This is a genomic window from Streptomyces xanthophaeus (assembly GCF_000725805.1).
Taxonomy (GTDB): Bacteria; Actinomycetota; Actinomycetes; order Streptomycetales; family Streptomycetaceae; genus Streptomyces; species Streptomyces xanthophaeus.
Genome location: NZ_JOFT01000142.1, coordinates 1 through 286, shown reverse-complemented (window position 1 = coordinate 286; position 286 = coordinate 1). Strand labels below are relative to the sequence as shown.

The 286-nt window shown below is 64.3% G+C and carries 1 protein-coding gene; it reads left to right on the top strand.

Annotated elements, in window-relative coordinates:
- The coding region (locus IO30_RS41115) for a B12-binding domain-containing protein (protein ID WP_037895561.1) at positions 1 to 286 on the top strand (286 nt) is incomplete at both ends.

The window sequence follows — 286 nt, the reverse complement described above, 5'->3', positions numbered from 1 at the left end:
ACACCCTCCTGGAGGGCATGAAGGTCGTCGGCGAGCTCTTCGGCTCCGGCCAGATGCAGCTCCCGTTCGTCCTCCAGTCCGCCGAGGTCATGAAGACCGCGGTCGCCCACCTCGAACCCCACATGGAGAAGTCCGACGCCGAGGGCAAGGGCACCATCGTCCTGGCCACCGTCCGCGGCGACGTCCACGACATCGGCAAGAACCTCGTCGACATCATCCTGTCCAACAACGGCTACAACGTCGTCAACATCGGCATCAAGCAGCCGGTCTCGGCGATCCTCGAAGC